The organism is Bacteroides thetaiotaomicron VPI-5482, from assembly GCF_000011065.1.
Taxonomy (GTDB): Bacteria; Bacteroidota; Bacteroidia; order Bacteroidales; family Bacteroidaceae; genus Bacteroides; species Bacteroides thetaiotaomicron.
In genome coordinates this window covers 147,924-169,696 of sequence record NC_004663.1, presented here as the reverse complement: position 1 = coordinate 169,696, position 21,773 = coordinate 147,924, and the positions used below count along the sequence as shown (strand labels likewise).

At 46.3% G+C, this 21,773-nt stretch carries 17 protein-coding genes and 1 pseudogene; 13 read left to right on the top strand and 5 right to left on the bottom strand.

The window, feature by feature from the left end; all coding sequences use genetic code 11:
• Window positions 1–33 precede the first annotated feature (33 nt).
• The 7 genes from pbpC (at window position 34) to BT_RS00770 (ending at window position 7,951) form a co-directional block, all read left to right on the top strand.
• Entirely contained in the window at window positions 34–2,352 is a 2,319-nt protein-coding gene (gene pbpC / locus BT_RS00800) for a penicillin-binding protein 1C (protein WP_011107146.1), read from the top strand.
• Between the two features lie 19 nt (window positions 2,353–2,371).
• Window positions 2,372–3,547 carry an MFS transporter gene (locus BT_RS00795; RefSeq protein WP_008766719.1) on the top strand — a complete coding sequence of 392 codons (1,176 nt, stop codon included), beginning with the start codon at window positions 2,372–2,374 and terminating at the stop codon, window positions 3,545–3,547.
• 47 nt (window positions 3,548–3,594) lie between these two features.
• Window positions 3,595–4,029 (top strand): hypothetical protein, encoded by a 435-nt coding sequence (locus BT_RS00790; RefSeq protein ID WP_008760478.1) that lies wholly within the window; start codon window positions 3,595–3,597, stop codon window positions 4,027–4,029.
• Window positions 4,030–4,150: 121 nt separating this feature from the next.
• Window positions 4,151–5,023, top strand: a complete 873-nt coding sequence (locus tag BT_RS00785) for a VIT1/CCC1 transporter family protein (protein WP_008760477.1) — start codon at window positions 4,151–4,153, stop codon at window positions 5,021–5,023.
• Window positions 5,024–5,117: 94 nt separating this feature from the next.
• The gene (locus tag BT_RS00780) at window positions 5,118–6,545 is read left to right on the top strand and encodes a Na+/H+ antiporter NhaC family protein (protein WP_008760476.1); all 1,428 of its coding nucleotides are present in this window, start codon (window positions 5,118–5,120) and stop codon (window positions 6,543–6,545) included.
• 67 nt (window positions 6,546–6,612) lie between these two features.
• Entirely contained in the window at window positions 6,613–7,203 is a 591-nt protein-coding gene (locus BT_RS00775) for a DUF4251 domain-containing protein (RefSeq protein WP_008766721.1), read from the top strand.
• Window positions 7,204–7,288: 85 nt separating this feature from the next.
• Complete coding sequence (locus BT_RS00770) at window positions 7,289–7,951, top strand: response regulator transcription factor (RefSeq protein ID WP_008760474.1); 663 nt, start codon at window positions 7,289–7,291, stop codon at window positions 7,949–7,951.
• Between the two features lie 29 nt (window positions 7,952–7,980).
• Here BT_RS00770 and mnmA read toward each other — a convergent pair whose 3' ends face one another.
• Window positions 7,981–9,048 (bottom strand): tRNA 2-thiouridine(34) synthase MnmA, encoded by a 1,068-nt coding sequence (gene mnmA / locus BT_RS00765; protein ID WP_011107145.1) that lies wholly within the window; start codon window positions 9,046–9,048, stop codon window positions 7,981–7,983.
• 329 nt (window positions 9,049–9,377) lie between these two features.
• Between mnmA and BT_RS00760 the strand changes: the two genes are divergently transcribed.
• Window positions 9,378–10,832 (top strand): S41 family peptidase, encoded by a 1,455-nt coding sequence (locus BT_RS00760; protein WP_011107144.1) that lies wholly within the window; start codon window positions 9,378–9,380, stop codon window positions 10,830–10,832.
• A 6-nt stretch (window positions 10,833–10,838) separates the two neighbouring features.
• A complete protein-coding gene (locus BT_RS00755; protein ID WP_011107143.1) occupies window positions 10,839–11,714 on the top strand; it encodes a DUF4595 domain-containing protein in 876 nt (291 codons plus the stop codon).
• Between the two features lie 364 nt (window positions 11,715–12,078).
• Here the strand turns inward: BT_RS00755 and BT_RS00750 are convergent, their stop codons facing one another.
• Window positions 12,079–12,897: an alpha/beta hydrolase gene (locus BT_RS00750; protein WP_008760470.1), complete on the bottom strand. Its 819-nt coding sequence runs from the start codon at window positions 12,895–12,897 to the stop codon at window positions 12,079–12,081.
• Window positions 12,898–12,923: 26 nt separating this feature from the next.
• A complete protein-coding gene (locus tag BT_RS00745; protein ID WP_008760469.1) occupies window positions 12,924–13,358 on the bottom strand; it encodes a DUF2007 domain-containing protein in 435 nt (144 codons plus the stop codon).
• Window positions 13,359–13,455: 97 nt separating this feature from the next.
• Between BT_RS00745 and BT_RS00740 the strand changes: the two genes are divergently transcribed.
• The 4 genes from BT_RS00740 to BT_RS00725 all read left to right on the top strand — a co-directional run bounded on the left by BT_RS00740 (window position 13,456) and on the right by BT_RS00725 (window position 18,698).
• Window positions 13,456–15,834: a TonB-dependent receptor gene (locus BT_RS00740; RefSeq protein ID WP_011107142.1), complete on the top strand. Its 2,379-nt coding sequence runs from the start codon at window positions 13,456–13,458 to the stop codon at window positions 15,832–15,834.
• A 38-nt stretch (window positions 15,835–15,872) separates the two neighbouring features.
• A complete protein-coding gene (locus BT_RS00735; RefSeq protein WP_011107141.1) occupies window positions 15,873–16,655 on the top strand; it encodes a M48 family metallopeptidase in 783 nt (260 codons plus the stop codon).
• A 217-nt stretch (window positions 16,656–16,872) separates the two neighbouring features.
• A complete protein-coding gene (locus BT_RS00730) occupies window positions 16,873–18,162 on the top strand; it encodes a hemolysin family protein (protein ID WP_011107140.1) in 1,290 nt (429 codons plus the stop codon).
• 59 nt (window positions 18,163–18,221) lie between these two features.
• Complete coding sequence (locus BT_RS00725; protein ID WP_008760465.1) at window positions 18,222–18,698, top strand: copper resistance protein NlpE; 477 nt, start codon at window positions 18,222–18,224, stop codon at window positions 18,696–18,698.
• Window positions 18,699–18,797: 99 nt separating this feature from the next.
• Here the strand turns inward: BT_RS00725 and BT_RS00720 are convergent, their stop codons facing one another.
• Window positions 18,798–20,018: a glycoside hydrolase family 88 protein gene (locus BT_RS00720; protein ID WP_011107138.1), complete on the bottom strand. Its 1,221-nt coding sequence runs from the start codon at window positions 20,016–20,018 to the stop codon at window positions 18,798–18,800.
• A gap of 60 nt (window positions 20,019–20,078) precedes the next feature.
• Window positions 20,079–21,729: pseudogene (locus BT_RS00715) on the bottom strand (glycoside hydrolase 43 family protein).
• Window positions 21,730–21,773 lie beyond the last annotated feature (44 nt).

Genomic DNA, 21,773 nt, shown 5'->3' with positions numbered 1-21,773 from the left:
CAATAAGACAGCATTGACAGATAGCATAAGTGCATGGGAAGCAAAATCTTGAATTTCTTCAAACGATTGTCCGTCACCAAAAAAGTAATACTTTGTATTCTTGCTTTTTTGGTGACAGGATATATCTTTTGTCTTCCCCGCCACCTTTTTCATGTCCCCTACTCCACAGTAGTGACGGACCGGAACGAGGAACTGCTGGGTGCACGCATCGCCTCCGACGGCCAATGGAGATTTCCTCCCCGAAACACGACTCCGGAAAAGATCAAGGAATGCCTCATTACTTTCGAAGACAAACATTTCTATCACCATTGGGGAGTCAATCCGTTCGCTATCGGAAGAGCTTTCTATCAGAATGTGAAGAATAAACGCATCGTAAGCGGAGGCAGTACGCTGACCATGCAGACCATCCGCCTGGCACGGAACGAATCGCGCACCTTCCGTGAGAAACTGATTGAAATGATCTGGGCCACCCGCCTGGAATTTCGCGCTTCCAAAGAAGAAATTCTTTCCATGTATATCTCCCATGCCCCTTTCGGAGGAAATGTAGTGGGACTGGATGCCGCCGCATGGCGCTACTTCGGACATTCTGCCGATGACCTATCGTGGGCGGAGTCTGCCATGCTTGCCGTTCTTCCCAACGCGCCCGCCATGATTCATCTGTCCAAAGGACGAAAAACGCTGCTTGACAAGCGAAACCGCCTGCTGAAACAGCTTCTCGAAAAGAAAACCATCGATTCGTCTACCTACGAACTGGCTATCAGCGAGCCACTTCCCGATGAGCCTCATCCGCTCCCACAGATCGCACCGTATCTGGTCAGCCGGTTCTATCAGGAACGAAACGGCGAATACTCCCGTTCGACCATCAACAAGGGCATTCAGACTCAGATAGAAGACCTGGCGGAACGATGGAGCAACGAATTCAGGCGAAGTGATATTCGTAATCTGGCCATTCTGGTGATTGACATTCCGAGCAATCAAGTGGTGGCATACTGCGGCAACGTCCATTTCGACCAAAAGCAGGGAGGAAATCAAGTGGACGTCATTCAGGCTCCGAGAAGTACGGGCAGTATTCTCAAACCTTTCTTATATTACGCGATGTTACAGGAAGGAAGTTTACTGCCGGATATGTTGCTGCCGGACGTACCTGTCAATATCAACGGATTTACGCCACAGAATTTCAGTATGCAGTTCGAAGGAGCTGTTCCCGCTTCGGAAGCTCTCGCGCGTTCATTAAATATTCCCGCAGTCACGATGCTGCAAAGATACGGAGTCCCGAAGTTTCATAGCTTCCTGCAACAGATCGGGCTAAAAACCATCAACCGTTCTTCTTCCCACTATGGTTTATCACTTATTCTGGGAGGAGCGGAAGCCACTTTATGGGATGTAACAAACGCATATGCAATGATGGGACGCAGTTTGTTGCAACTGCCGCAAAGGTCTTGCAGCCTGTTGCTCCCGACAAGCCGAATCACAGAATCAACCGATCCTTTTCAGCCAGGCGCCGTATGGCAGACATTCGATGCCTTGAAAGAAGTCAACCGTCCCGAAGAGATTGACTGGAAATCCATTCCTTCCATGCAGACCATTGCATGGAAAACCGGAACAAGCTACGGATTCCGGGATGCTTGGGCGGTGGGTGTTACGCCCCGCTATGCAGTCGGCGTATGGGTAGGAAATGCCACCGGAGAAGGAAAGCCCGGACTGGTGGGTGCACAGACAGCGGGTCCCGTACTATTCGATATTTTTAATCTGCTTCCCGCCTCTTCGTGGTTTACACGCCCTACGGGCATCTTTGTCGAAGCAGAGGTCTGCCGGAAATCGGGACATCTGAAAGGACGGTTCTGTGATGAAACGGACACGCTTCTTGTTTTACCGGCAGGACTGCGGACAGAGGCATGCCCCTATCACCACCTCGTCACTTTATCAGCCGATGAAAGCCAGCGTATTTATGAAAATTGCGCCAACACGGAGCCTACGCTTCAGAAAAGCTGGTTCACACTGCCACCCGTATGGGAATGGTATTACAAACAACATCATCCGGAGTATAAACCGCTGCCTCCTTTCAAAGCCGGATGCGGAGAAGATACTTTCCAGCCGATGCAATTTATCTATCCTCCGATGAACGCACGCATCAAACTGCCCAAGCAACTGGATGGCAGCAAAGGTTTCCTGACTGTAGAACTGGCGCACAGCAATCCTAATGCTACCATTTTCTGGCATCTTGACGAGACCTACCAAGCCCAGACACAGGACTTTCACAAAATCTCCCTGCAACCCGCCGCCGGCAAACATTCGCTGACGGCAGTAGACGGTGAAGGAAATACCATCTCCACCACTTTCTTTGTTGAGTGATATTCATTATCTTTGCGGCATGAAACAGTCATTGAAAGAAAACGGAGGTCTGCCGGCATCCATCCTGTGGACGCTCGCCATTGTGGCAGGAGTCTCGGTAGCCAACATCTATTATATCCAACCGCTGCTAAATATGATACGCCATGAACTTGGCATATCAGAATTCCGTACCAACCTGATTGCCATGGTCACACAGATAGGCTATGCAGCGGGACTCTTGTTTATCACTCCCTTAGGTGATTTGTATCAGCGGAAAAAGATTATCCTTGTCAATTTCTTTGTCCTGATATTCTCCCTGCTGACGATTGCTTTGGCAGATAATATCCATCTGATACTCCTTGCTTCGTTCTTCACGGGAGCCTGCTCCATGATTCCGCAGATATTCATTCCCATAGCCGCCCAGTTCTCCCGTCCGGAAAACAAAGGCAGGAATGTCGGGATCGTCCTATCGGGCTTGCTGACCGGAATCCTTGCTTCACGGGTGGTCAGCGGATTCGTCGGCGAACTGTTCGGATGGCGCGAAATGTATTACATCGCCGCAGCCATGATGTTCGTCTGCGCGATTGTCGTGCTCAAAGTCCTTCCCGATATTCAGACCAACTTCCGGGGCAAGTACGGCGACCTGATGAAATCCCTGCTGGCTTTGGTGAAAGAGTTTCCGCAGCTGCGCATTTATTCCATTCGTGCGGCGTTAAACTTCGGTTCCCTTCTTGCCATGTGGTCCTGCCTTGCCTTCAAGATGGGGCAAGCCCCCTTTCATGCCAACAGCGACATCATCGGTTTGCTGGGATTATGCGGTGTGGCGGGAGCATTAACCGCCTCCTTTGTGGGGAAATACGTAAAGAGAGTGGGTGTCCGCCGCTTCAACTTCATCGGTTGCGGACTGATCCTCTTTTCATGGCTACTCTTCTTCGTCGGAGAAAACACCTACCTTGGTATCATTCTGGGAATTATCATCATCGACATAGGTATGCAGTGCATCCAGCTCAGTAATCAGACCAGTATCTTCGAACTGTCACCCCGAGCCTCCAACCGCATCAATACAATTTTCATGACGACCTACTTCGTCGGCGGTTCCCTGGGAACCTTCCTTGCGGGTACATTCTGGCAATTGTACGGATGGCATGGTGTTATTGGAATTGGAGCTACACTGACCTGCATTTCTTTACTAATTACAACTTTGTCGAAGAAGTGAGTCAACAAAACGGAGCAGTAAACCGTTTAATACAAAAAAAGGGAAACATGAAATACGGAGTTAACAAAGAAATCTTACTTATCACAGCAGGCACCGTCTGGATTATCGCCGGTGCCAATATCTTGCGAATAGGCATCGTTACATGGCTTAATAACTCCGAAGGCTGGATGTTCAAGATAGGAGAAGCAACCATCGTCTTTCTGCTGTTCTTCGTATTAATCTTCAAAAGACTCTATTACAAGCATACTCAAAGGATCGAACGGAAAAAGGAACAGAAGAACTGCCCTTTCTCCTTCTTCGATGTCAAAAGCTGGATCGTCATGATCTTTATGATCTGTATGGGCATCACCATCCGCAGCTTCCACCTGTTGCCCGAAAGTTTTATATCTGTCTTCTACACAGGACTGTCCATCGCACTGATCCTGACCGGCGTACTCTTCATCCGTTACTGGTGGCTGAGGCGCAAGACGAATCCGGTGTAACAGGAAAGCATCTATATTCCAATAAAATATAAACTTATAATAAATTTTATTGTGCTGTCCGGCAAGGCAAAAAGAATTCTGTCTTTTTATTGTATCTTTGCGCGACCAAAAAAATAAAGAAATGATTCCAACCCAACAGGATATTGCCGAATTCACCCGCTTTCAACGAAACGAGATAACAGAAAGCATCTTATATGAACGGCTCGCATCTATCGAAAAAGACGAGAATAACCGCAAAACGCTCCGACTGATAGCAGCAGAAGAAAAGTCGCATTACGCTATCCTCAAGAAATATACAGGAAAAGAAATCGGTCCGGACTATAAGCGTATCGCCCGTTTCTACTTTCTGGCACGCATACTAGGTATCACATTCGCCATCAAATTAATGGAGTCCAGTGAGGAAAATGCCCATAATAATTATGATAAATATGCCCATATACCGGACCTACAACGGCTGGCACATGAAGAAGAAGTGCACGAGCAAAAGTTGATTTCACTAATCAATGAAGAACGGCTGGAATATATGGGATCGGTCGTACTGGGACTTAATGATGCGCTGGTTGAATTTACAGGTGCACTGGCAGGTTTCACACTTGCCTTGAGTGACAGTAAACTGATAGCACTGACCGGCAGTATCACAGGGATAGCCGCTGCACTGTCAATGGCATCTTCCGAATATCTTTCTACCAAATCGGAAGGGGATGATAAGAAACATCCGGTAAAAGCAGCTGTATATACAGGAATCGCCTATCTGATCACGGTAGTGTCACTGGTTACTCCGTTTATACTGATCAGCAATGTAATCGTAGCTTTGGGAGTGATGCTGACCATGGCACTTATCATCATTGCCCTTTTCAACTACTATTATTCCGTAGCCCGTGGTGAAAGCTTCCGAAAGCGGTTTACAGAAATGGCTGTACTCAGTTTCAGCGTGGCTGGTATCAGCTTCCTGATAGGATATGCTCTAAAGACATTTACCGGAATCGATGCCTGAAATCAATAAAGCATCCGACATCATTGAAGGTCCGGCAGTTACATAATAAAGAAACCTAAACCACCAGATTAAATAATAAAGCGTTATATTTAGAATGAAGAAAGCTCCATCTCCCCTCGTATCACTATTGCCCATTGTCGTATTAGTGATATTACTATTCGCCACCATTCGTGTATTTGGCAGTGATGCCCTCAATGGCGGAAGTCAGGTATCGCTGCTTACTACCACCGCCATTTGTATCCTTATCGGCATGGCTTTCTACAAAATCCCTTGGAAAGACTACGAACTGGCAATCACGAACAACGTGGCAGGAGTGACAACAGCCATCATCATCTTACTGATTATCGGCGCATTAAGCGGTATCTGGATGATTAGCGGAGTAGTGCCCACTTTGATTTATTACGGGATGCAGATTATCCATCCCAGTTTCTTCCTGACATCCACCTGTATTATTTGCGTATTGATCTCCGTTATGACCGGAAGTTCATGGACAACGATCGCCACTATCGGTATTGCCCTCATGGGCATCGGAAAGGCACAGGGATTTGAAGAAGGCTGGATTGCGGGAGCTATCATCTCCGGTGCCTATTTCGGCGATAAGGTTTCTCCCTTGTCCGAGACGACCATATTGGCGGCATCCGTCACGGACACGCCCCTCTTCCGTCATATCCGCTACATGATGATTACTACGGTGCCCTCACTGATCATCACACTGATTATATTTACGGTAGCAGGTCTGTCTCATGACGCCAGCAATACCCAGCACATCGCGGAAGTGGCAGCTGCCCTGAATGAAAAGTTCCATATCACCCCGTGGCTGCTGATTATACCGATAGCAACAGGCATATTGATTGCACGGAAAGTGCCTTCCATCATTACCCTGTTTCTGTCCACTCTATTGGCGGGCATTTTCGCTCTGATCTTCCAACCGGATTTGTTGCGGGAAATTTCGGGGGCTGCCGTTTCCAACTTCGACTCCCTATTTAAAGGACTGATGATGACCATCTACGGCAAGACAAGCCTGCAGACCGACAATGCTGTTTTGACAGATTTAATTGCCACCCGTGGTATGTCGGGAATGATGAATACCATCTGGCTGATATTATGTGCCATGTGTTTCGGCGGGGCAATGACAGCCAGCGGTATGCTGGGAAGCATCACATCGCTCTTCGTACGTTTCATGAAGAAAACGGTCAGCGTCGTATCGGCTACCGTCTGTTCGGGGCTTTTCCTCAATCTGGCAACTGCCGACCAGTACATCAGCATCATCCTGACCGGTAATATGTTTCGCGACATTTATGCTAAAAAAGGTTACGAAAGCTGCCTGCTCAGCCGGACCACCGAGGATTCAGTAACCGTTACATCCGTACTGATCCCATGGAATACCTGCGGAATGACTCAGGCTACCATCCTGAGTGTGCCTACGCTGGTGTACCTCCCCTATTGCTTTTTCAACATTATCAGTCCTTTAATGAGTATCGCTGTCGCAGCTATCGGATATAAAATTGTAAAACGCCCGTGAACAATCTGGCATACACTTTGTTTTTGCAATAAACGAACAACGTATTAAACCTAAACAAAAAAAAGTTATGAAAAAGTTTATTGCATTATTAGCATTAGTTTTAGTAAGTGCGAGCACAATGATGTATGCACAGGAAAGTAACGCAGCCATCCGCCGCGCAGACAGAAAAGCAGAAAGAGACGCAGAAAGAGCAAAACTTCGCGCAGAAGAACAGGTACAGGACATGGCAGCCTACCAGCAGGCTGTACAGGCTTTGAAGAACAAACAGTTTGTTCTGGAAGCCAATCAGGTGATCTTCCGTAACGGTATGAGTTCCTTCGTGACTTCCAACACTAACTTCGTCCTGATGAACGGAAACAGAGCCACTGTACAGACAGCGTTCAACACTCCTTATCCCGGCCCTAACGGTATCGGTGGTGTGACTGTAGACGGTAACTCTTCGGACATGAAGATGAATATCGATAAGAAAGGAAATGTAAACTGTTCATTCAGTGTACAGGGCATCGGTATCTCAGCTCAGGTATTTATTAATATGAGCAGCGGTAACAACAATGCTTCGGTATCTATCAGCCCGAACTTCAATAACAACAACCTGACATTGAACGGTAACATCGTCCCACTGGATCAGTCAAACATCTTCAAAGGACGTGCCTGGTAATCCGAACAGAAGAATATAAGAATAACTCCGCTACAAATCGCGCAAAATGCGTACATTTGTAGCGGAGTTTTTTTAATTGATCATTATGAGGGAATATATCATCGCAGATAATCAGGATATCAGCAAGGCAGGAATGATGTTTCTGCTAAGCCGGCAAAAGGATGTATCCGTTCTTTTAGAAGCTGACAACAAGGCCGAACTGATTCAGCAGCTGCGCCTGTATCCGCAAGCAGTGGTTATTCTGGATTATACCTTATTCGATTTTGCCGGAGCGGACGAACTGATCGTCCTGCAGGAGCGGTTTAAAGAGGCCGACTGGATTCTGTTCTCCGATGAGTTAAGTATCAATTTTCTCCGGCAGGTATTATTCAGCAGTATGGCTTTCGGAGTAGTGATGAAAGATAACTCAAAAGAGGAAATCATGTCCGCCCTGCAATGCGCTTCACGCAAACAACGGTATATCTGCAATCATGTCAGCAATCTGCTGCTTTCGGGAACGGCTTCTTCCGCCGCATCCCCTGCAACGGTGGATGATCATCTGCTGACGCAGACAGAAAAGAATATCCTCAAAGAAATTGCACTGGGGAAGACGACAAAAGAAATAGCGGCAGAAAAGAACCTCAGCTTTCATACAATCAACAGCCACCGAAAGAATATCTTCCGGAAGCTGGGAGTCAACAATGTGCACGAAGCTACCAAGTACGCGATGCGTGCAGGGATTGTGGATTTAGCGGAATACTATATTTGACAGCCGGTTCAGTTCTGAAAGGGAACAGCCTATCGGGTTATCTCACCACTTCCGACACATATCCCCGCTTCTTCATCATAAATCACCCCGAACTGACCGGGAGCAATGCCCTGCAACTTCTCAGAAGATAAGATACGGAACTGACCGCCCTCTTCCTGTACCAGCTTTCCCTTCGTAAATTCAGGAGTGTGACGAATCTTGAAGGTAATATCTATCTCCTTTCCGGCATCTTTCCACGGATTCTCCGTAATAAAGTGGAAATCATTGATACGAAACTCACTGCCAAACTGCGTTTCGACTCCATATCCATGAGAGACATAGATGATATTTTCCTCAACATCCTTCTTGATCACAAACCAGGGACCGCCACTCAATCCAAGTCCTTTCCGCTGTCCGATCGTATGGAACCAGTAGCCGCGATGCGTGCCCACTTTCTTTCCGGTTTCCAGTTCTATAATCGCCCCTTCCCGCTCTCCCAGGAAACGACGAACGAAATCATTATAGTTAATCTTTCCCAAAAAGCAAATTCCCTGACTATCCTTTCTTCGGGCACTGGGCAATCCTGCCCTGCTTGCGATTTCGCGTACTTCCTGCTTCATCAGTCCGCCGATAGGAAACATCAGTTTGGAAACTTGCAGGTAGTCTATCTGGGCCAGGAAATCCGTCTGGTCTTTAACAGGGTCTTTGGCTGTTCCAAGCCACGTCTTGCCGTCCTGCCGGATGGTAGTGGCGTAATGCCCTGTCGCCGTAAAATCGAAATTCTTTCCGACCTGCTGTTCGAAACAGCCAAACTTTATGAGTTTGTTACACATCACATCCGGATTCGGTGTCAGTCCTTTCTTTATTTTATCAATCGCGTAGGCGGCCACATTCTCCCAATACTCCTTATGCAAATCCACGACTTCCAAGGACAAACCATACTTACGGGCAATGGCAGTGGACATTTCAATATCTTCTTCGGCTGAACAATCCATATACTCCGCCCCGTCCATACCTATTTTGATATAGAAAAGAGTCGGTTTGTATCCTTGCTCACAAAGAAGGTGAACGACAACAGAGCTATCGACACCTCCGGACAATAATGCAGCTATATTCATCATCATAATTATTCGTTAAACAACAAAAGTTGTGCTAAGATGCCAATGTATTAATCACCGACAAATTAGCACATCAGCAAATCTGTTTCATTAAATCTTTATCAAAGTCAGGTTACGGTCCATCCAAAAATCATTTACTCTATATCACTCTCTTTGGATTCTAATTATTCTCTCTCTATTTATATGAATACCTATTGATCATTTTCGATGTTGCAAAGATAAGGCGGGATTTGCTAACAACCTATCACATATTGAAGGCATTTTTATACCATAAATGTGGTAGATAAGCAAAGTATTTCCTACATTTGCACACTGAAAAGCTTTTTAAGATGACGAATTTACGCAAAATACTACTTATACCTGCCCTGATCGTCGTATCTGTCAGCAGCTTCTTTTCGTGTGGTGTGGACCGCTGGCCGGAATATGCCCACCTGACTGAACTGGATACATGGATGTATGATATCATGCAACAGAATTATCTGTGGTATCAATATATGCCTGGCTACGATGAAGTAAACCTGTTTCAGGACCCTGCCACCTTCTTATCCAAAGCAAAATGGGACAAAGACAGCTACTCTTTTGTAGATTCTGTCCTGGAAGCTCCGTTGCCAACCTATGGATTCGACTACTCGCTCGTCAAGAGTCAGGATAACGATACGGCATACAATGCCTTGATTACTTATGTTATCCCCGAATCACCCGCCGAAAAAGCCGGACTCCAACGCGGTGACTGGATTATGAAAGTAGACACTTCCTATATCAGCAAGAAGTATGAAACGCAACTACTGCAAGGTACAATAGCAAGAGAACTTTCGATGGGGGTATGGAAAGAAGTCGAGGAAGAGCCCGAAGAAGGGGAAGAAGTACCGGAAGAACCGGTTATGGTGTATAAAGTAGTGCCGAACGGTGTCACGCTGGATTTGGGAGCCGCCCAGTCTATAGAAGACCAACCGGTACATAAATACAAAATTCTGACTTTAGACAATGGTGCTAAAGTCGGCTATCTGATGTACAACAGCTTCACCGCCGGAACCAATAACGATCCGGAGAAGTATAATAATGAATTACGTAAAGTCTCAACGATATTTCAGGAAGCCAACGTACAAGCCACTATCCTTGACCTTCGCTATAACGAAGGAGGATCGCTGGACTGTGTTCAGTTACTTGCCACCATCCTTGTGCCAAATGCAAGAATGGGCACTCCGATGGCTTATCTGGAATATAACGACAAGAACTTGGACAAAGACGCGACCATCAATTTCGATCAGGAGGTGCTGAAGACCGGTGTCAATCTGAATCAAAACACTTTGGTAGCAATCACCAGCGGAACAACAGCCGGAGCAGCAGAAATGCTACTGACCAGCCTATACAAAGAGGAGCAGGCTCCTAACATTATTGTCATGGGTAGCGCAAGCAAGGGACAAACAGTAGCTACAGAGCAATTCATCAATGAAACCTACCGCTGGTCTGTCAATCCGGTGGTATGCACCGTTTACAACTCCGACCATGATGCAGGCGAAGACGCATTCGTGCTTGTTCCCAGCGATAAATTCAAAATAAGCGAAACGTCTATTAACGGGACTACTGATTACAGCCAGTTCCTCCCTTTCGGCAATCCTAAAGAAAGAATGCTAAGCATAGCCATCCAGACATTGGAGGGAACCTATCCGCCGAAAGACGAAGACAAAGAAGAAGAAACTCGAAGTACCAAGAGTATTAAGATAGAAAAAAGTGTCAGCAGTCCTGCCAGCAGAAGATTTGCCGGAGGGTTACGGATTAAATAAACAAGTATGAAAAAGATAGCACTTCTGTTGTGTGCGATAGTAATGTTCGGTTGTTCGGATGATGAAGAAAAAGTAGGCACAGAAGTTCCTGACCCGGAAATAAGCAAGATGCTGTTCTCCGAATTTTGCAAGTCCGATGGAATCGGAGTATCTGACGTTACTAAAGAAGAAGAGTTTCGCTACGAAGATGCCTGGCTGACCGGTTATACCTACACGCAAGAAGTTTCGATAGCGGACTTGACAGAGATCATCAGCCATTCGCTTACCATCCAATACGGAAACAACAGAAGCAGTGTTACTTTCACAGACGAAATAGGGACTGAGCGTAAATACACCCTAAACGAAGAAGGATACGCCACGCAATGCGAATATGCTTCTCTCGACCAGAAGAGACAATATACCTTTTTATATACGGACGGCTATCTGACACAAGTGAATGAAAAGATTATGCCCCGGGAAGGAAGCAGCGATGCAGTTGTCGCGCACACTCTTTCTCTACAGTATGACAAGGGCGATTTAATTTCCACCATCTCTCCTTCACTGCCCTATGAATCATCCACCGGTTACGGAAAGCTTCAGACTAATTATGAAGCGGGAGAAGATATCAATTATTATCGTCTTCCCTGTATGCTGGTGGCGGATACTTATCCCCTTTCCTTCCATCGTGAAGCCTTGTTTGCCGGCATGCTTGGCAAACCGACACAACACCTTACTACCGCCTCTTATCCGGAGAAAACCAGTGACACATACACCGAAAGAACCGAATATACTTATAGCTTTGATAAAAACAAGAAACCTGTCAGTCTAAAGGTCAGCACTAAATATGGTAATGGCAAAAGTATATCTTATCTGAATCGCACGATCTCAATTACGATTGAATAACCCGATTCTTGTCAAGAGCAGATTTATAGATTCTTAACTCCGACTGACCTTTTCCGCTACATAAAAGTCTGTTTATCGAAACAAAGCCTCCGTTTTCACCTAACAAAGCATCTGATTACACTTAACATAGTATGTAATTTGCCTTAACATACCTTCTAATTCTTCCCGACATCCCTTCTAAATTTCAATAAGCACCAAGCTGAACCACTCCCAGCACCGATCTGAACAGTTCCTCACCAAGTAGTACACAAAAAAAGGAGAAAGTTTTCACTTCCTCCTTCTATCGTAGTTTAATTTCAATCTACTATATGATTATGTCTCCAAAGATACGACATCCGGATGCAAAAGTCAAGCTTTTCCGGTTTTATTTCTTGAAGAATTTATCAAAGAACAAAATCTGGTAATCGATAGCGTTATTCCAGTATTCTCCGGTATGTCCTCCGGGACGGGTGATAAAATCATGATCGATCTTCTTTTCCAATAAGCGGTTGTGCAAATCCTTATTCACCTGAATGAAGAAGTCAGCCTCGCCACAATCAAAGATAATTGCCAAATCCCCGTTCTGAATCTTATCAATCTGATTGATTACAGTATGCGTATCCCATATTTCCTTGTTAGATTCATAATCCCCCAGGCGTTTTGCCATGTCCCAATTCTTCGGGAACGGACGAATGTCTACACCTCCACTTGTACTTCCACAAGCGCCAAAGGTATCTTTATGACGGATAGCAGTCCACAGACCACCATGTCCGCCCATACTCAGACCGGTAATGGCACGCCCCTTGCGGTCGGTGATTGTCTTGTAATGTCCGTCGATATACTTCACCAGTTCCGATGAGACAAAAGTTTCATATCGGAAAGACGGGTCTTTCGGACTGTCCCAATACCAGCTGGTACTTCCGTCCGGGCAAACAAATATGATTCCTTTCTCATCCGCGATCTGAGGCAGATTGGGTTTAATCTCAATCCACGTCTTGGCATGTCCGCCAAAACCATGCAAGAGATAAACAGTAGGACACGCCGTAGCTTTCTTTCCCAATGCCGCATCCGGAGTGACTACTACTACCTTGATGTCCTTGTTCATGGAAGGACTTTTCACTAATAACGTATCTACTTTGGCAGCAAAAGAAGACGCTGCCCCAACTAACAAAAGAGCGATTAATAGAAGTTTTTTCTTTTTCATTGTGTTTATAATATGTTTAGATCCAATCATTCTTCGTCTTCTCCCGAAGGTTGAAATTCGGCAACAGGTGTCTCAAAAGTCTGATGACACTGCTGGCAAGTATATTCCCAATGATTGTCCCCCGGAGGCGCCGCTGCCAGCATGGAAAGTACAGCTGCGCCAACAGCACGCAGTTTGTGTCCTTTTCTCAATACGAATTTAATATCGGACGAACCGCAATAAGGACAGAGCGTCAGTTCTTCGGGCCAGCTTTGGTTCTGCCTCAGCACCTGAACGGCTTTCTCATAATCTTCATCCGCTACCAGGATATCCACTCCCGCAATACTGCTCACGCAACTTTTATACAAAGTAGAAAAGTTCTCATTATGCAGAATAGATTCAATGCCCTCATTCTCCAGCGCCCCTTGAAGGATATGCGCCTTCATCGCGTCATTACAGGTAATCAATTTTACGGTTTTCATACTTAACCAGATTTTATTATTCCCACAAAAATAGAACATAAAATTGAAATGTGAAACTATTTTCCATTAACTTTGCAGTCGCTAAACTACAAATAACATGAAAAGACTACTGTCGCTTCTGCTGTTTTGCAACATAACCATATCCTTCCTTCTGGCACAGCCTGTCCACCAAGTGAAGGGAACAGTCATTGATAAATCCAGCCGTCAGCCATTGGAATTTATCAATGTAATGATTGTCGGACTCAATAAAGGCGGAGTGACGAATGCCGAAGGTAAGTTCTCGATCGGGCAAGTACCGCCCGGCATCTATCGCCTGCAAGCGTCCGCTATCGGATACAAAACTGTCACTACCCCCGAATACATACTTTCGACCAGAGACCTACATATACAAATAGAGATGGAAGAGAATCAGACGGAACTGGAAGGAGTGACCGTCACCGCCTCCCCTTTCCGCCGGGACATTGAAAGTCCGGTCAGCCTGCGCATCATCGGACTGCAGGAAATAGAAAAAAGTCCGGGAGCCAACCGGGACATCTCATGCATCGTACAGTCTTATCCGGGAGTTGCCTTCTCACCGATAGGATACCGTAACGACCTGATCGTACGCGGCGGATCGCCTTCCGAAAACCGCTTTTACCTGGACGGAGTAGAGATCCCTAATATCAACCATTTCAGCACACAGGGAGCATCGGGCGGTCCGGTAGGTATCCTTAATGCCGACCTGATACGGGAAGTGAACTTCTATACCGGAGCCTTCCCGACAGACAAAGGAAATGCGCTCAGTTCCGTGCTCGACTTCAAATTGCGCGACGGGGACATGGAACGCAATTCCCTGAAAGCTACTCTCGGAGCTTCCGAAGTCTCCCTTGCCTCCAACGGACATTTGGGCAAAAAGACTTCCTATCTGGTTTCCGTCCGTCAGTCCTACCTGCAATTCTTGTTTGATATGCTCGGGCTGCCCTTTCTGCCGACTTTTACGGATGCGCAATTCAAGCTGAAAACAAGGTTTGACGCCCGGAATGAATTGACTGTACTAGGGCTGGGCGGTATTGATAAGATGAAGCTAAACACCAAAGCCGACGATGAAGACAACGAATACATCCTCAGTTACCTGCCTAAGATTCAGCAGGAGACGTTCACTCTAGGTGCCGTATACCGGCACTATGCGGGGGCACACGTGCAGTCAGTCGTTGCCAGTCACAGTTATCTGAACAACCGGAACACCAAATATCAGCAGAACGACGAAAGCGATCCGGAGCATCTGATGCTCCGCCTCCGTTCTACGGAACAAAATACTCAGCTCCGTCTTGAGAACAGTTCGTCTTTCCGCAACTGGAAAGTCACAGTCGGAACCAGTCTGGACTATAGCCAGTATAGCAACACCACCTTTCAGAAGGTATACACCGACCGTGCGCAGACGTTCGACTACCATACCTATCTGGGCATCATGCGTTGGGGACTTTTCGGAACAGTCAATTACACCTCCATAGACGAGCGTTTTACGGCTTCTCTGGGACTGCGTGCCGATGCCAACAACTACTCGGCAGCCATGAAAGACCTGTCCGACCAGCTCTCTCCCCGCCTGTCACTCTCCTATCAACTGACGGAGCACTGGTCGCTGAGCGGAAACGCAGGACTCTATTATCAACTGCCTCCCTACACCGCTCTCGGCTTTAAAAACAATAACGGACTCTATGCCAACAAGTATGCGCTCCGCTATATGCAAGTCAGCCAGGGTAGCGTAGGACTGAACTGGAGAAAGGGCGATACCTTCGAAGTATCCGTCGAAGGATTCTATAAAGATTATGACAAAATTCCTCTTTCCGTAGCCGACGGCATTCCGTTGACCTGCAAAGGAAACGATTACGGAGTGATTGGCAATGAGCTGCTTACTTCCACCGCACAGGGACGGTCTTACGGAGCAGAGCTTCTCCTTAAATGGCTGGTCGCCAAGAAACTGAATCTCGCCTCATCTTTCACGCTCTTTAAAAGCGAATATCGTACTGATAAGGAAAGCGAGTACATCGCTTCCGCATGGGACAACCGCTTTATTTTCAACTTGCGGGGAACTTACAATCTCCCCCGGCACTGGAGCGTCGGAATGAAAGTCAGCTGTATAGGCGGTGCCCCCTATACTCCTTATGATGCCGACAAGTCATCTCTGGTAACAGCCTGGAATGCACAGGGAAAACCGTATTACGACTATACCCGATACAATGAAGAACGACTCCCGGCCTTCACTCAGGTAGATATCCGCATAGACAAAACATTCTATCTGAAGCGCTGTATGCTGGGTTTCTACATCGATCTGCAGAATATCGCGGGCAGCAAGCTGAAACAGGCAGATGTATTAATGAGCACCGGAGTAATCAAGAATCCGGACGCACCGATAGCCGAACAACGGTATGTCATGAAGTCGCTCAAGCAAGAAAGCGGTACACTGCTGCCGACTTTGGGAATCACGTTTGAATACTAACACTATATTATATAATAACAAACTAAAAATTCACTATGATGAAAAAACAAATTGCATTAGTAGCCCTGTTATTTTTGGGCATGAGTTGTTTTAACGCTTCAGCACAATTCAAGAAATTCAATTTAGGCAAAGCTATTCAAGCAGGAAAAGATGCCGCACAAGCAATCTCTCTATCTGACGCCGACATTGCTGCTATGAGCAAGGAGTATATGGAATGGATGGACAAGCATAACCCACTGACCAAACCGGACAGCGAATACGGAAAACGCCTGGAAAGACTGACCGGAAACATCAAAGAAGTAGATGGTATGAAAGTTAACTTTGGCGTATATGAAGTAGTGGACGTTAACGCTTTCGCCTGTGGTGACGGCAGCGTGCGTATCTGTGCCGGACTGATGGACGTCATGACTGACGAAGAAGTAATGGCAGTAATCGGTCATGAGATCGGTCATGTCATCCATACCGACTCTAAAGACGCAATGAAGAATGCATATTTCCGTTCGGCTGTAAAGAATGCGGCAGGAGCAGCCAGCAGCCAGGTCGCCAAACTGACTGACTCTGAACTGGGAGCAATGGCAGAAGCACTTGCCGGCGCACAATACTCACAGAAACAAGAGTACGAAGCAGATGCCTACGGCGTAGAGTTCTGCGTAAAAAACAACATCGACCCTTATGGTATGTACAAATCACTGAATAAGCTTCTCGAATTGTCCAATGGGGCTCCCGCATCTTCCTACATGCAGAGAATGTTTTCTTCACACCCCGACACTGCCAAACGTGTAGCCCGTGCTAAAGAACTGGCTGATAAATACAAACAATAAAAAAGACTCAAGATCAGAAATTACAAAAGAACATATTCCGAGAGCATTTACTTTGCAACCTCGGAATATGTTCTTTTGTTCTTAAGCCCCCTCATTTCAAAGAATACATCACCATTCCGCACCAATTGTTTATTAAAAAATCATTAATATACAGCACATATTTGCATGATGTCGTGATTTCATTTAATTTCACGGCAATAATCATTTAAATCCATTTATGGAATTTCTTATCATACTTCTCTTACTTGTACTGAATGGCATCTTTGCCATGTACGAAATTGCGCTGGTATCATCCAGCAAAGCACGTCTCGAAACTCTCGCCGGAAAAGGCAACAAATCTGCACGTGGAGTACTGAAACAACTGGAAGAACCCGAAAAGTTCTTGTCCACCATTCAAATCGGTATTACCCTGATCGGTATCGTATCCGGTGCCTATGGTGGTGTCGCTATCGCAGACGACCTTGTTCCGCTCTTCTCCCTCATACCGGGAGCGGAAGCCTATGCACGTAATCTGGCCATGATCACCACTGTGGTAATCATCACCTATCTCTCTCTTATCATCGGAGAGCTGGTTCCCAAGTCCATTGCCCTCAGCAATCCGGAACGGTACGCAACCTTGTTCAGCCCGATTATGATTTTATTGACGAAAGTATCCTATCCGTTCGTCTGGTTTCTCAGTATCTCCACCCGCCTGCTGAACAGAATCATCGGCGTAAAGAACGAAGAACGCCCGATGACACAGGAAGAGATCAAAATGATTCTCCACCAAAGCTCCGAACAGGGAGTGATCGACAAGGAAGAGACGGAAATGCTGCGTGATGTGTTCCGCTTCTCGGACAAACGTGCCAATGAACTGATGACGCACCGCAGAGACCTTGTCATCTTCCATCCCGACGATACGAAAGACAAGGTGATGAAGACAATCGAAGAAGAGCACTACAGCAAATATCTGTTGGTGGACGAGCGGAAAGACGAGATTATCGGTGTGGTATCCGTAAAGGATATTATTCTGATGGTAGGCAATAAAAAAGAGTTCAATCTGCGCGAAATAGCCCGTCCGGCTCTGTTTATCCCCGAAAGTTTATATGCAAATAAAATTTTAGAGCTGTTCAAGAAGAACAAAAACAAGTTCGGAGTTGTTGTTAACGAGTATGGTAGTACAGAAGGTATCATTACCCTGCACGACCTTACCGAAAGCATCTTCGGAGACATCCTTGAAGAGGACGATACGGAAGAGGAAGATATCGTCAGAAGACAGGATGGTTCGATGCTGGTGGAGGCTTCGATGAACATCAAGGACTTTATGGAAGAGATGGGAATCCTATCTTATGAAGACCTGGAGGACGAAGACTTCACGACCCTCGGAGGATTGGCAATGTTCCTGCTGGGCGGTATCCCGAAAGCCGGAGATATCTTCACCTACAAGAACCTGCAATTCGAAGTAGTAGATATGGACCGCGGACGGGTAGACAAACTGCTGGTCATCAAACGGGACGAAGAAGAATAAAGAAAAAATAACCCGAGCAGTAAGCTCACTATATTTATATTAACTTAAAGCACTTAACGATGAAAAAAGTAATTATGTTAGCAGCAGTCGTAGCTGCTTTGGCATCTTGCCAGTCAAAAGCCAACAAAGCCGCAGAGGCAGAAGCAGACAGTCTTTCTATAGAAATGGCTCCGATCACAGAAGTGACCGAAGTTTATGAAGGTACACTCCCTGCTGCCGACGGTCCGGGTATCGACTACGTATTGACCCTGAACGCTGCAACTGACGGTGTAGATACCACGTATACACTGGATATGACTTACCTCGATGCAGAAGGTCAGGGTAAGAATAAAACCTTCTCTTCTAAAGGAAAACAACAGACTATCCAAAAAGTAGTGAACAAAAAACCTACCAAAGCTGTTAAGTTAACTCCGAATGATGGTGAGGCTCCAATGTATTTTGTGATTGTAAATGACACTACCCTGCGTTTGGTAAACGATAGCCTGCAGGAAGCTGTCAGCGATCTGAATTATGACATCATCAAGGTAAAGAAATAACAACCTAAATCCTAACCAGTAAAATCATCCTCGCTACAGCTATCTGTGGCGAGGATGATTTCGTTAAAAGGGAAGTCTGACACATCCCCCTTTTTATTTCTATCCCAATACTCCTTCTCCCTCCTGCAGGCGTTTCAGACGAAGCAATGCCTCTATATAATAATAGTCTGCATAGATAATAGAAGCGTCTATCTCCGAATGAGCCGGCCAATGGCCTGTGCTATGAAGCAGGAAAGCCGGATTACTTTTACCGCTCTGATAATTGTCGGAACTCAGGCTTGTCAGCATTTCGATAGCGGCATCCTTGTAGTGTTTGCCCTTCCCATTGGGGAGATAGGCAGACAGTTCGAGCAGTGCGGAAGCAACTACGGCAGCCGCCGAAGCATCACGCGGAACATCGGGTATGCCTGGAGCACTGAAATCCCAATAAGGTACTTTGTCTTCGGGCAAGCGTTCCAGATAGACATCAGCTACTTTCTGCACAAAGTCAAGGTATTTGGGATCTTTCGTTTCACGATAGACTACGGTGTAGCCATAAATAGCCCATGCTTGTCCACGTGCCCACATTGTGCTGTCCGCATATCCTTGATGAGTCACTCCTTTAATCAGGTTACCTGTAATAGTATCATATACTGCTACATGATATGAGGTATAGTCCGGACGGAACTGACACTTCATAGTCTTGTCGGCATGAGATACAGCGATGTCGTATAAGTAAGGATTCCCCCCGTTCTTTGCTGCCCAGAAAAGCATCTCAAGATTGATCATATTGTCCATGATGGTATTGTGGGGCCAGTTGCGGGGTTCTACTTCCCGCGGCCAGGACAGCATCGTGCCGACTACCGGATTAAACAAAGTAGCCAATGAATCGGCTGTGTCCAGAATCACTTGTTTGTAAGCGGGATTCTTGGTCAGGCGATATCCGTTGCCGTAGCTGCAAAAAACCAAAAAGCCCAGATCATGATCATAAGCCGGAATGCGGGAAAGGAACTCTAAGGATGCCGTAAACTTTTCGGCTTCTTCCAGTATATGCTTGTCTTGTGTATACTCATAATCATACCACAACACTCCCGGCCAGAAACCGGCACACCATTCTTCCTTCGTTGCTTTCCGACAGTTCCAATGATGTTCGTCTGCCATGACATTACGTGGCATCATTGTATAGTCTATACCCGAGTCTCCTTTCAGTTCTACCAGTGAACGTTGGGTCTGTTCCGCGCAATAATCCAGAGCTTTATTCACATCCAACGTACCGGAAGTCCGATGGGCACATGCACAAAAGCCTAGTACTACAACCAACCCTGCTACAATCTTCTTCATTTTTTCGTTCTATATCTTCGTGTTAGTTTCTTATTTTTTATTCTCACTTATTCTTTCTTATCATTTAGTTACCCGGAACCAGTCTACATCCGCCCATCCGCGATTTCCGTCATTAGGAGTGACGCAGAATAAACCGACTTTCGCTCCTATCCACTTTCCCTGCCGGGCAGTAAAAGGTTCTCCCGCTGCTGTATACTTCTTTCCATCGAGACTATAGGCAAAGGTGCAAACGGCTCCCTTGGCAACCTTTACCCGTAAGTAAACGGTCTTCCACTCATTATCAGCCACTCCCGGCATTTTCAGATATTCCACCGGAAAACTCGCCAGTTCCTTCACTTGTTCGGGGTGCTGTTGTTCCGCATCTTTGCATACGACTTGTTGCAGGATAAACTTGTCGCCGGCTTTACGGACAGACAAATAACTATAATCCCATCCCATTACTATCATTCCGGCTTGCTCTCCATCCTGCTTGGCGGTAAACGTCAGCTTGGTAGTAGCCGTAAACTCTTCAGCGGGAAACTTTTGCAGCAACAGATTAGGCACTTCCCAAAAGTTCACGAACTCTTTGGAAAGGCTGCCTGCATAGAGTCGGATATATCCCAGATCGGTCGTAAATCCGTAGGTATCCTGTTTGTTGGCATGCCACTGCCACTGTAATCCCAAGTGCCGTGTATCGAACTCGTCACTTTCCGGAGGAGTAGTTACCGGATACATCTTTCCGACATTCGGCTTTTTATAGGTGGTGACAGGTTCTCCGCAACCGTCTTTGTCTTTATCTACTCCGATCACAGGCCATTCATTCACCCATTTCATCGGATTGAGATGAATAACACGTCCGTAAGCCCCTTGATCCTGAAAGTGGACGAACCACGATTCTCCTGTATTTGTATCTACCCAGCCCCCCTGATGCGGACCGTTGATGGTGGTCTTCCCCTGCGCCATCACGATCTTTGATTCATAGGGACCATAGATATTCTTTGAACGAAGCACTAGCTGCCAACCGGTAGCTACTCCGCCTGCCGGAGCAAAAATATAATAGTAACCATTTCGTTTATAGAGCTTCGGTCCTTCTACCGTATGGTTCTTCCCGTCATTTCCATCGAACACCATTACCGGATCGGAGATCACTTCCGTTCCTTCCGCATTCAGTTCGCAAATAACCAGAATGCTGTTCACTCCGCTGCGGCTGCCGGCATAAGCATGTATCAGATATACTTTCCCGTCCTCGTCCCAAAGTGGCGTCGGGTCGATCATTCCTTTTCCAGCTTTCACCAATACGGGTTTGCTCCATGATCCTTTCGGATCTCTGGTCTTTATCATGTAGATTCCATAATCCGGATCGCCCCAATAAATATAAAACTCTCCCTTATGAAAGCGGATAGCAGGAGCCCATACACCTTTCCCATGCTGCGCTTTATCGAAAAACTCTTTGGGTTCCTGTACCGGCAACGCATAATTCACCAGCGACCAGTTTACCAGATCACGGGAATGAAGTATAGGAAGGTCCCGGTATGCAATTAAAACTGGAAGCCGTCATATAGAAATCATCTCCTGCCGCACATACGTCCGGATCGGAATAGTCGGCATAAAGCACAGGGTTCTGATAAGTACCATTGCCTTTATCAGCCACCCAGGTCTGGGATATTTCCTGTGCACCCGCCCAAGTACAGCAAGCCATCATTCCTGCTATAAACAGAATCTTTTTACGCATATTACCTTACTAATAATTTCATTCAAACATACTAATCGTTATTC

Bases quoted from the DNA above. Each gene is read 5' to 3' on its own strand.
- BT_RS00780 (WP_008760476.1), top strand. From the start codon at position 5,118: ATGAAGAAAGCTCCATCTCCCCTCGTATCACTATTGCCCATTGTCGTA.
- BT_RS00750 (WP_008760470.1), bottom strand. From the start codon at position 12,897: ATGAAAAAGAAAAAACTTCTATTAATCGCTCTTTTGTTAGTTGGGGCA.
- BT_RS00760 (WP_011107144.1), top strand. From the start codon at position 9,378: ATGACGAATTTACGCAAAATACTACTTATACCTGCCCTGATCGTCGTA.
- BT_RS00785 (WP_008760477.1), top strand. From the start codon at position 4,151: ATGATTCCAACCCAACAGGATATTGCCGAATTCACCCGCTTTCAACGA.
- BT_RS00770 (WP_008760474.1), top strand. From the start codon at position 7,289: ATGAGGGAATATATCATCGCAGATAATCAGGATATCAGCAAGGCAGGA.
- BT_RS00725 (WP_008760465.1), top strand. From the start codon at position 18,222: ATGAAAAAAGTAATTATGTTAGCAGCAGTCGTAGCTGCTTTGGCATCT.
- BT_RS00740 (WP_011107142.1), top strand. From the start codon at position 13,456: ATGAAAAGACTACTGTCGCTTCTGCTGTTTTGCAACATAACCATATCC.
- BT_RS00795 (WP_008766719.1), top strand. From the start codon at position 2,372: ATGAAACAGTCATTGAAAGAAAACGGAGGTCTGCCGGCATCCATCCTG.
- BT_RS00790 (WP_008760478.1), top strand. From the start codon at position 3,595: ATGAAATACGGAGTTAACAAAGAAATCTTACTTATCACAGCAGGCACC.
- BT_RS00775 (WP_008766721.1), top strand. From the start codon at position 6,613: ATGAAAAAGTTTATTGCATTATTAGCATTAGTTTTAGTAAGTGCGAGC.
- mnmA (WP_011107145.1), bottom strand. From the start codon at position 9,048: ATGAATATAGCTGCATTATTGTCCGGAGGTGTCGATAGCTCTGTTGTC.
- BT_RS00730 (WP_011107140.1), top strand. From the start codon at position 16,873: ATGGAATTTCTTATCATACTTCTCTTACTTGTACTGAATGGCATCTTT.
- BT_RS00755 (WP_011107143.1), top strand. From the start codon at position 10,839: ATGAAAAAGATAGCACTTCTGTTGTGTGCGATAGTAATGTTCGGTTGT.
- BT_RS00720 (WP_011107138.1), bottom strand. From the start codon at position 20,018: ATGAAGAAGATTGTAGCAGGGTTGGTTGTAGTACTAGGCTTTTGTGCA.
- pbpC (WP_011107146.1), top strand. From the start codon at position 34: ATGGGAAGCAAAATCTTGAATTTCTTCAAACGATTGTCCGTCACCAAA.
- BT_RS00735 (WP_011107141.1), top strand. From the start codon at position 15,873: ATGAAAAAACAAATTGCATTAGTAGCCCTGTTATTTTTGGGCATGAGT.
- BT_RS00745 (WP_008760469.1), bottom strand. From the start codon at position 13,358: ATGAAAACCGTAAAATTGATTACCTGTAATGACGCGATGAAGGCGCAT.